Annotated in this window: 12 protein-coding genes; 4 read left to right on the plus strand and 8 right to left on the minus strand. The window is 56.6% G+C overall.

The features are described from left to right. Positions 1–209 precede the first annotated feature (209 nt). Genes JX325_RS09275 through JX325_RS09290 form a run of 4 tightly spaced genes read left to right on the plus strand, consistent with a single transcriptional unit; the run spans position 210 to position 2,576 of the window. Entirely contained in the window at positions 210–389 is a 180-nt protein-coding gene (locus JX325_RS09275) for an AbrB/MazE/SpoVT family DNA-binding domain-containing protein (protein ID WP_204790870.1), read from the plus strand. 38 nt (positions 390–427) lie between these two features. Further along, on the plus strand, positions 428–694 hold the full coding sequence (locus tag JX325_RS09280) for a hypothetical protein (protein ID WP_204790871.1): 267 nt from the start codon (positions 428–430) through the stop codon (positions 692–694). A 42-nt stretch (positions 695–736) separates the two neighbouring features. Continuing rightward, the gene (locus JX325_RS09285; RefSeq protein WP_204790872.1) at positions 737–928 is read left to right on the plus strand and encodes an AbrB/MazE/SpoVT family DNA-binding domain-containing protein; all 192 of its coding nucleotides are present in this window, start codon (positions 737–739) and stop codon (positions 926–928) included. Between the two features lie 52 nt (positions 929–980). After that, positions 981–2,576, plus strand: a complete 1,596-nt coding sequence (locus JX325_RS09290) for a recombinase family protein (protein WP_204790873.1) — start codon at positions 981–983, stop codon at positions 2,574–2,576. Between the two features lie 159 nt (positions 2,577–2,735). On the opposite strand, the gene JX325_RS09295 is transcribed toward JX325_RS09290, so the two are convergent. From JX325_RS09295 to JX325_RS09330, 8 genes are all read right to left on the minus strand, one after another. Next, the gene (locus tag JX325_RS09295; RefSeq protein WP_204790874.1) at positions 2,736–4,424 is read right to left on the minus strand and encodes a recombinase family protein; all 1,689 of its coding nucleotides are present in this window, start codon (positions 4,422–4,424) and stop codon (positions 2,736–2,738) included. An 80-nt stretch (positions 4,425–4,504) separates the two neighbouring features. Then, positions 4,505–4,651, minus strand: coding sequence for a hypothetical protein (locus JX325_RS09300; protein ID WP_204790875.1), 147 nt, complete (start codon positions 4,649–4,651; stop codon positions 4,505–4,507). Positions 4,652–4,798: 147 nt separating this feature from the next. Then, positions 4,799–5,035, minus strand: a complete 237-nt coding sequence (locus tag JX325_RS09305) for a helix-turn-helix domain-containing protein (protein WP_204790876.1) — start codon at positions 5,033–5,035, stop codon at positions 4,799–4,801. After that, positions 5,032–5,466, minus strand: a complete 435-nt coding sequence (locus tag JX325_RS09310; RefSeq protein ID WP_204790877.1) for a sigma-70 family RNA polymerase sigma factor — start codon at positions 5,464–5,466, stop codon at positions 5,032–5,034. Before JX325_RS09310 ends, JX325_RS09305 begins: the two co-directional genes overlap by 4 nt. Before the next feature lie 505 nt (positions 5,467–5,971). Next, positions 5,972–7,219 (minus strand): ABC transporter permease, encoded by a 1,248-nt coding sequence (locus JX325_RS09315; RefSeq protein WP_204790878.1) that lies wholly within the window; start codon positions 7,217–7,219, stop codon positions 5,972–5,974. Continuing rightward, positions 7,220–8,113: an ABC transporter ATP-binding protein gene (locus JX325_RS09320; protein ID WP_204790879.1), complete on the minus strand. Its 894-nt coding sequence runs from the start codon at positions 8,111–8,113 to the stop codon at positions 7,220–7,222. It abuts the gene before it with no gap. Between the two features lie 127 nt (positions 8,114–8,240). Continuing rightward, positions 8,241–8,813 (minus strand): VanZ family protein, encoded by a 573-nt coding sequence (locus tag JX325_RS09325; protein WP_204790880.1) that lies wholly within the window; start codon positions 8,811–8,813, stop codon positions 8,241–8,243. 102 nt (positions 8,814–8,915) lie between these two features. Continuing rightward, positions 8,916–9,136, minus strand: a 221-nt coding sequence (locus tag JX325_RS09330) for an ATP-binding protein (protein WP_243414017.1), incomplete at its 5' end; no start/stop codon positions are given.

Here is a 9,136-nt window from a genome sequence, read left to right on the forward strand (position 1 = left end):
GCGTTTTGTATAAGGGAAATACCCGAAAATGGATTTGCCGTTTGAGACTGACCGAAAATATGAAGTACCTTGTAGTACCGGACGAAGCTAAAAAAGAGACCAGATACACTTTAAAAGACGTTTACGATATCCGGCAGTATAAAGAGCAGCTTGTTGCTGTTCTGCAGCGATACATATAAAATTCTTTTACAGCAAGAGAGACCTTCCCTATGCTTCGACCTCACGTAATCCAATGGCCCGACAGCGGCTTCGGCATCCGGATTCCAGTTAGGTTCCTGGAGCAGATCGGCGTGCGGGAAAACGATGAGGTGGAGATTTTCTGTCAGGAGGACAGGGCTATGATCCGTAGGGCCTCCGGCCAGCGGCGGGAGGCAGAAGTTAATAACTAAGCCGATGTCCAACTTGGACACAAAAGGAAGGAGACGCCATGAACAACGAAGAGAAAATCCTGCGGCTGCTGGAAGAAATGAAGACCGAGCAGACGGAAATGAGGGACCTTCTGCAAAAGGTAGCAGTCACACAGGAAGCGGTGGTCCTCCCCCGCCTAGACCTGCTGGCGGAGGGGCATCAAAATCTGTTAGACACGCTGGCACAGAAAGACCGGGTGGAAGCGCTGGAGGAAGAAGTCGACACCCTGAAAACCGTAGTCCGCCTCCTGACCCACGACGTAGCAGAGCTGAAAAAGGCGCAATAAAAATGTGCCCAAGTTGGACACATCACAAGGGAGGTCTCCCCTATGCCTCACCCTCACGAAATCCAATGGCCCGACAGCGGCTTCGGCATCCAGATTCCCACCAGGCTCCTGGAGCAGATCGGCATGCGGGAAAACGATGAGGTGGAGATTTTCTGCCAGGAGGACAGAGTTGTTATCCGCAGGGCTTCCGATCGGCGGCAGGAGGCGTTTACAGAAATAGAACCCCGCAAATAAAAACCGCCCCGGCCAGACGGCTCCGGGGCGGCTTCTCACAGGAGGCCCCGCCATGAAACAATACCTCATGTATCTCCGCAAATCCCGGAAGGACCGGGACCTGGAGCTCCAGACCGGCAGCTTTGACACTCTCCAGCGCCACAGGGACGCACTTCTGGCCCTGGCGAAGCAGCGGGGGTACTCCATCGCCCACATCTACGAGGAGGTCGTCAGCGGCGATTCCATCGCCGACCGGCCGGAGATGCAGAAGCTCCTGGCTGCGGTGGAGACCGGCGCCTTTGAGGGCGTGCTGGTCATGGAGGTTCCCCGTCTTGCCAGAGGCAACACCAAAGACCAGGGCGTGGTAGCGGAGACCTTCCAATACAGCGGGACGAAGATCGTCACGCCGGAGAAAATCTATGACCCCGCCGACGAGGCGGACGAGGAATATTTCGAGTTCGGCCTCTTCATGTCCCGCCGGGAGTACAAGGCCATCAACCGCCGCCTCCAGCGGGGCCGCCTGGCCTCCCTGTCCGAGGGAAAGTACATCGCCGGGACGCCGCCCTACGGCTACCGGAAGGTAAAGCTCCCCCGCCAGAAGGGCTACACCCTGGAGCCTGTGCCGGAAACCGCCGGCGTGGTCCGGGAAATTTTCCAGCTCTATACCCTGGGAGACCCGCAGCCTGACGGCGGNCGCNAGCCCCTGGGAAGCTACGCCATCGCGAACCTGCTCAACGCCCGGGGCATCCTCTCCCCGGGAGGCGTCCAATGGTCCGCCGCGGCCGTCCGGGACGTGCTGAAAAACCCCACCTATGCCGGGTACATCCGCTGGTCCTACCGTCCTGACATCAAGCGCATGGTGGACGGCAAGGTGGTCATCAGCCACCCGGTGAACCGGGACACGGAACTGCGCAAGGGCGTCCACCCGCCGCTCATCACAGAGGAGATCTGGACCGCCGCCAGGGCCATGATGACCAGCCGGGGCCATGCTCCTGTCTCCAGCAGCAAGGCCATCTCGAATCCCCTGGCGGGGCTGCTGTACTGCTCTGTCTGCGGCCGGTCCCTGGTGCAGCTGCCCCAGGGTAGCCACGGCGCACCTATGGTCATGTGCCCCACCGCCAAGTGCCCTACCGTCGGCAGCCGCCGGGACGTGGTGGAGGAAGCCCTGCTGGCGGCGCTGGCGGAGTGGCTGGAGGCATACAAGGTCCGCGCGCGGTCTGGTGAGGGAGAGAATGAAAACGCCGAGGCCATCCAGGACGCGGAGCGGAGCATCGCCAGGGCTCGGAATCAACTGGACGCACTGAACAAGCAGAAGGACAGCCTGTACGACCTGCTGGAGCAGGGACTCTACAGCAAGGACGTGTTCCTGGAGCGGTCCCGCGTCCTGACCGCNCGGGTCACGGAGACGGAGCGGCAGATCGAAACTCTGAGGAAGCACCTGGGCGCTCTCCGCCAGGCGGAGCTGACGAGAAAAAGCGTGGCGCCCAGCATCCAGAACGTGCTGGATGTGTACGCCACGCTGAGAACTCCTGCTGAGAAGAACGCGCTGCTGAAGACGGTGCTGGATCATGTCGTCTACTTCAAGAGTCAGGGCGGAGCCTGGCGGGAAAGCGATATGCAGCTGTATGTGTACCCGAAGATTATGGCTGGAGAATTACTTATAACCTAAAGGTTGATATGTGTAGCCCCACTCATATGGATGCCGCACTTCGTACACGATTTTTTATGTTCTTTTTGGATTTGCTGGGTTTTGTCGGAAAACACCTGATATTTCCGGCATCTTCCGCGAAAGGGTGTATCAACTGCAAATCACCCTTTAGATTTTGTCTCAATGTGTATCAACTGCCGCACTCGTTGTCTCTTCCTCGACATTCTTTGCGAAGTCGAGGAGTTTTCCACGTTCCGGGGAAAACTTGCAATAGATGTGGACGTTGGCCGCGTCCTCTACGGAGACATGATCCAACAGCCGCTCCAGGGTTTCCCGGTCCAGACGGTCGATGTTGCCGTACCGCTCAAAATAAGATACAAACTCGTCATCCTGCCGCCGGGCCTCCTTGAGCTCCGCCATGGCCGTCTGAAGGCGCTTGATCTGCCCCTCCTGCTCCGCAATCTCCCCGTTGTACTTCTCCTTGAAGCGGAGATATTCGTCCTGGTCCAGGATTCCCTTTTCAAAGTTGTCGTACAGGCGGAATTTTGCGTCCTCCAGCCGTTTCCGCTCCCGCTCGGCGCGGTTGAGTGCAATCAGGTATTCATTGGAAGCACGTCCGTCACTTCTGACCTGCCGGGCCGCGTCAATGACCGCCTTCGCGTCCACCAGCTCCTGTATCTGCGCCTGTATCGCTTTCAAAATCGCCGCCTCCAGCGCTGCCTCCCGAATGGATGGGCACTGGCATTTCTCCGGGGAATATATCCGGGTCATGCACCGGAACCGGGCGACGCCGTGGGAGACGTTCCGGTTCATCCGCCCCCCACAGTGGGCGCACTTTACAAATCCGGAAAGCGGGTAGCTGGTTTGCAGGTCCTTGCGTGCCCTGGGATGCCGGGCGTAACGCTCATGCACCGCGGCAAATACCTCGTCCGGTATGATGGCCTCGTGGGTCCCCTCGATCACCGTCCACTCGCTTTCATCCGTGGGGNCCATTTNCTTTGTCCGGTACGAGGTGCTTTTGTGCTTGCCTTGCACCAGATTCCCGATGTACACTTCGTCCTTCAAGATGGAGTTCACCGTGGTCAGCGCCCAGGCGTTGCGCTTCACGCCTCCNCTGGNATGNCGGTCAAAGCCCCTGCAGCCCCTGCTGGTCTTATAGACCGAGGGCGGCATGATCTCCAGGGCGTTGAGCTGCTTGACAATGCGGCTGGCAGGCGTTCCCCCGGCGTACCAGTGAAAGATCATGCGGACCACCTCGGCGGCCTCCGGGTCGATCACCAGCTTGTGCCGGTCCTCGGGGCTCTTCGCATAGCCATAGGGCGCGTAATTGCCAAGGAACTCCCCTCGCTCCCGCTTCATGGCAAAGGTGGACTTGATCTTGATGGAGAGCTGCCGGATGTAGTCATCGTTCATAATGTTGGAAAAGGAGACAATGGCACTGCAATACCCATGGGGGTCCTTCAAGCTGTCTATGTGATTCAAGACGGAGATGACCCGGATGCCCTTCTGCGGAAAGTATTCCTCCATAAGACGGCCCAGCTCTGGGTAATTCCGGCCCAGGCGGGAGTTGTCTTTGAAGATCACACAGTTAATGATTCCCGCCTCAATGTCCCGCATCATGCGCTTATACTCCGGGCGGTCAAAGTTTCCGCCCGGGTAGCCGTCATCGGAGTAAACCTCCACGGAGGCAATCTGCTCTCCCTGGTCCTCCAAGTATTTGATATACTGCTCGATGATTCGTTTTTGGTTCTGGATACTGTCGCTTTCCAGTTTGTCCCCGTCCTCTTTGCTGAGGCGGACATAGACCGCTATGTTCCATTGGACGATAAAACTGTCGCTGTTCTCTTTTTTGTTCCGCACAAAGGTCATAGATGCTCCCTTCTGCTGAAACCTCTCATATTTGCGGAACAATATCTACATCTATATTGTAGCAAATATGAGAAAAAGCGTCAAATAACCGCACTTTTTGACAGGTGTGCAGAAAGGATGGAAACCAGGCAGGATTCCAGGCTTGGACCGTTGCGCGCATAGTGGATGGTCGCCGTGACCTCTTGCGGCTGTGTCAAGTTTTTTGCCGTTTTTGCCCTTTCCTCCATGGCAGACACCTCCTGCGCAAATGTTTATGTTCCGGTCAAAGCAAATATGCTTGATGGTTTGCGTCTCACGGCGGGATTTGATTCCGCGCCGGGGCGGACGGGAGGAACGTGGAAAGGGTAAGCCGTTCCTCCCGCCCGTGGGGTTGGTTAGTTCATAAAAATGATGGCCTGGGTGAGCTTGGCCTCCAGGCGGCGCTTCATGTACTCGTCCACACATCTGTGGGGACAGCCGGTCTCGTCATAAAGCATCCGGGTACAGAGCTTGTTTATGTAACTTCTGTAATACCACAGAACTTGCTCTATGGCCTCGCCGTTTCCGGCCTTGGCGGCGTGGATGACTGTCAGCGGCAGCGGCTCCCGGCCCTTGTAGATTGGACTGCTCATTTCTTTCCTCCTTTCGGCGCAATCGCCGCCAATTTCATCCGCAGTTCGTCCAGGGCCTTTGCCCGGCGGCGCTGGACGGAGCTTCGGGACAGGCCGATGATCCGGCTGATTTCCTCATCCGTCATATCCAGGACACAGCGCAGGATCAGGATGCTCTGGTCCTGTCCGGACAGGCCGGAGAACGCCTCGGCTACCAGTTCATTGCCAATGTGCAGATCATATCCGTGGGCGCTGAACACAAAGCTGTCGCTGGGGTAGTCGTCTGCGGTGCGGAGCTTGTCCATTTCTTCCCACGGAACAGCATAGAGCGAAAACTCATGCTTCCGCTGGCGGCAAAGACTTCGCATATAGCTCCGGGCTTCATTTCGCAGGACCGCCTTGCAGAAAGCGTCAAAGCGGCTCCGCTCGTCATAGTCGCGGGGGATTTCCATTTACTCACCCCCTTTCGCCGGGGGATAAGGTGGTTTTCTCCCTTTCCGCTACCAAGACACNGCCGCTGCCGTCCGCTGCCCGCAAAACGCCCGCTTTTTGATAAAATTTTTGAGGCCGCAAAAATGACGTAATCCGACAAAAAATGCCCGGAGGGTCCAGGACCCTCCGGGCGGAATGTAAAGTATAGTGGTTATTACCTATACTGTATAGTTTATACTCATAGGTGCACTGCCTCCTGACAGGGGCAGTAGTTTTTTTGATGNATTGTCCCCTCTATGCCCGTGTTGAATACCGTTATATCCCATCATGGCGGCTACACCTCCTATCAGCCGCCGGACTTTATATGCGAAACACGGCGGCTTTGAAATCAAAACCGCCGCTTTAAATAACATATTTTAGGCATGAGAGAAGGACTGCCCAGCAGCGGTTTTTTTCTTTTCTGCCGCTGGGCAGATCAATTTGCGTCTCATGGTGGGATTTATTAACAGGTTCTTTAAGCTGTTTTCAATTTACTGTGTGTTTACAATAGGAGCGCACCGCCAGGAACGCGAACAGCGGTATCTCAATGATACAGGCCCCGATCATGGCCCAGGGCGTCCAGACCGCCAGACCGCCTAAGTTCAAAAACTTGAAGTCAGTAATGGCGTAGAGAATACTGGCCTGGATGCTGGTGCCGCTGGCGGGGAGGATGCTGCACAACGAGGTGGACAGCGCCCCCGGCACCGTCATAGAGAGCACCACCGGCGCGATGCAAAACATTAGCCCGGAGGCCAGAGACGCCACAGTGGTCTTGCTTCTGGAGGAGAGGAACAGCGTGAAGCTGACGGAGGCCAGCACCGAGAGCAGACCGGCCACAGCAAATAGGCGCTGAAGCTCCCCGATATTCATGCCGGTCAGGGTCACAATGGAGTAGAGCATCTGGATGGAGGTCTTGGTACACTCCCAACCGAATAGGCTATTGACCACCATAATATGCACGACGGCGCAGATCACAAAGGCGGCGGCGCTGACGAACAGGGCGGCCAACACCTTGGAAACACCTAGCCTGGCCCGGCCATTCCGGGTACAGCGCAGAATATCGTCCGCGCCCGACTGATAATCGGCGGAAAACACCGGGGCGGCAATTACCACGCAGAACAGCAGCACCAGGAAGCCTATGATATTCTGGTAGTCCAGGATGGTGGAACTCATGCCGGGATAGACCTCAAAGGGCTTTTTCACTTGTCTGTACATCTCCACGGCCTTGTGCTGGACAGCGGGGCTGTCCGGCTGCTCCATGGCCATCAGGGAGGCGATCCGTGCTTCGCAGACAGAATAGTAGTCGTCGATCTGGGCCGGGTCGATCTGCATGATGGTGGGGGCCATGCCGGTGTCCGGGTCGGCAAACGCCTCCTTCACGCCGTGGAGCAGCGGGGCGATGGGGAGGATTTCTTTCTCATAGACGCCTTCCGGCAGATCGTAAGACTCCGTGACGCCGTAGGACGTAAGGCAGGCTTGATAGATCTCTACGGCCTCCCGCACCCGTTCCGGGGTGACAATGCCGCTGGCGTCTGCCTGCCGCTCTTTTTCATAGGCGATGGAGGCCAGTCCGGTTAAGTTAACCTCGTTCCCGGCCTCGTCCGTATAGTTGCTGTAGCAGTAGGTAGTCGGCAGATAGGCCAGCAGGGCGGAGAGGATCAATGCCAGCGCCAGCAAACTCCAAGTGAGCCTTGACTTCAAGATCCGTTTCAGTTCCAGCCGAAAGATTCGCATTTACTGATACCTCCTGTCACTTTCTCCGCTGCTTTCCGGGAACATCCACAAATACAGATCCTCCAGGCGGGGTGTCACGGCACTGGAAACGGCGTTGCAGGGCCGGTCTGACAGATAACGGATGGAGACGCTGCCGTCGTTTTCGTTTCGCAGATTGGTGATTTGCAGCTTACTCTCATACNCCGGCACCAGCTCTGCCGGGATGGTACAGCTCCACACCTTGCCCTCCACCAGCTTGACAAGTTCCTCCGTCGTCCCCGTCGCCAGCAGCTTGCCGCCCTTGATGATGGCGTGGCAGGTGGCGATATACTCCACATCGGGGACGATGTGGGTGGAGATCAGCACGATCCGGTCATGGGCGAACTCCGAGAGCAGATTGCGGAAGCGCACCCGCTCACCGGGATCCAGGCCCCCGGTGGGTTCGTCCAGAATCAGAACCTCCGGGTCATTCAGCAGGGCCTGGGCGATCCCCACTCTGCGCCTCATGCCGCCGGAGAGCTTGGAAATCTTCTTGTTGTAGACGTCCATCAGGGAGACCCGCTCCAGCAGCTCACGAATCCTCCGCCAGCTCTGCCTCTCCGGGAGACCCTTCAGGGCGGCCACATAGGCCAGGTAGTCCTTGACGGTGAACTCCGGGTGGAAGCCGAAGTCTTGGGGCAGGAACCCGAAAATGCTCCGGTACTGTTCCCCTAACTCCTGGATGGGAACACCGTCATACACCACCCGGCCGGAGGTGGGCTGCATGATTCCGGCGATCATCCGCATGAGGGTGGTTTTGCCCGCACCGTTGGCCCCCAACAGGCCCCAGACCCCTGGCGTCAGCTCCAGGCTGATGTCATTGACCGCTTTTTTGTCCTTGAATCGCTTGGAAACATGGTCGATCAGCAATTCCATGTGAAAACTCCTTTCCCGCTGATAAAAATAAAGGCGCTCTTGCCTTGGCACAGTCATTGTACCAAAAGCAAGAACGCTGTTTTCTCGCTCGCTCACACAGGGTTCCTCTGTTTTCCTACGAACTTTCTTACGATTTTCTCACAGAGCGGTGACAGGCTCGGTTTGTCCTGCGGGGACGCTTTTTCCAGAACAGCCTTGACACTGCAAAGAAAATCAGATACCCCAATATCCCGCCCAAAGTATTGAGTATGAGATCGTCGATGTCTGCCGACCTGCCGGTGAAATATTGCGTGAACTCAATGGCAAAGGAGAACAGCGCCAGGGAAAGAGTGGTTTTCCCAAAGCTGCGCATTCTCCGGAAGGCCACCGGCATCAGAAAGCCCAGCGGGACAAACATCACGACATTTGCGGCAGTTTGAGCAATCTTTTTCAGCTCCGGCATACCCCAGGTCTCTTGAAAGACCTGGAACGGGACCAGGTTCAGTGAACGATCTGCCGCAGCGGTTTTGGACGAACCGATGATGACCGTTGCCGCCAGGACGATGATTACGCAGGCCCCGAACAGGAAATAGGCGAGCTGCTTTGCCGGCTGCACTCGATTTCGGAGCAGGAAGCAAACGGGCGCGTAGAGAATGGCCATACCCAAAAGGCAGATGGCACTGATGATACAATAGCCCAGGATTTCTCTAATCATAAACATAGATGTTCCTCCCATAAACAAGCATCGGCGAGTTTGGTTCTATCATACCAAAACCGCCGATGCTTGTTTTACGTTTTCTCTACGGACTTTCGAACAATTTTCCTACAAAGCAGGAAGTATTACGGTAAAAACCGTCAGACCGTCTCTGCTCTCCACTGTGATCGTTCCATTGTGGAGTGTGATGATCTGCTTGGCAATCGCAAGGCCCAGTCCGGCCCCGCCTGTGCCGCGTCCCGTGTCCAGCCTATAAAACTGCTCAAAAATCCGCTCCAGTTTTTCCTTTGGAATTGTCCCGCCGTGATTGGAAAATTGTAATGTAACCT

It is taken from the genome of Oscillibacter sp. CU971, assembly GCF_905219725.1.
Classification (GTDB): Bacteria; Bacillota; Clostridia; order Oscillospirales; family Oscillospiraceae; genus Oscillibacter.

Excerpts from the sequence above, each read along its gene's own strand:
- JX325_RS09325 (WP_204790880.1), bottom strand. The coding sequence starts at position 8,813 with ATGTTTATGATTAGAGAAATCCTGGGCTATTGTATCATCAGTGCCATC.
- JX325_RS09315 (WP_204790878.1), bottom strand. The coding sequence starts at position 7,219 with ATGCGAATCTTTCGGCTGGAACTGAAACGGATCTTGAAGTCAAGGCTC.
- JX325_RS09310 (WP_204790877.1), bottom strand. The coding sequence starts at position 5,466 with ATGGAAATCCCCCGCGACTATGACGAGCGGAGCCGCTTTGACGCTTTC.
- JX325_RS09275 (WP_204790870.1), top strand. The coding sequence starts at position 210 with ATGCTTCGACCTCACGTAATCCAATGGCCCGACAGCGGCTTCGGCATC.
- JX325_RS09300 (WP_204790875.1), bottom strand. The coding sequence starts at position 4,651 with ATGGAGGAAAGGGCAAAAACGGCAAAAAACTTGACACAGCCGCAAGAG.
- JX325_RS09305 (WP_204790876.1), bottom strand. The coding sequence starts at position 5,035 with ATGAGCAGTCCAATCTACAAGGGCCGGGAGCCGCTGCCGCTGACAGTC.
- JX325_RS09280 (WP_204790871.1), top strand. The coding sequence starts at position 428 with ATGAACAACGAAGAGAAAATCCTGCGGCTGCTGGAAGAAATGAAGACC.
- JX325_RS09285 (WP_204790872.1), top strand. The coding sequence starts at position 737 with ATGCCTCACCCTCACGAAATCCAATGGCCCGACAGCGGCTTCGGCATC.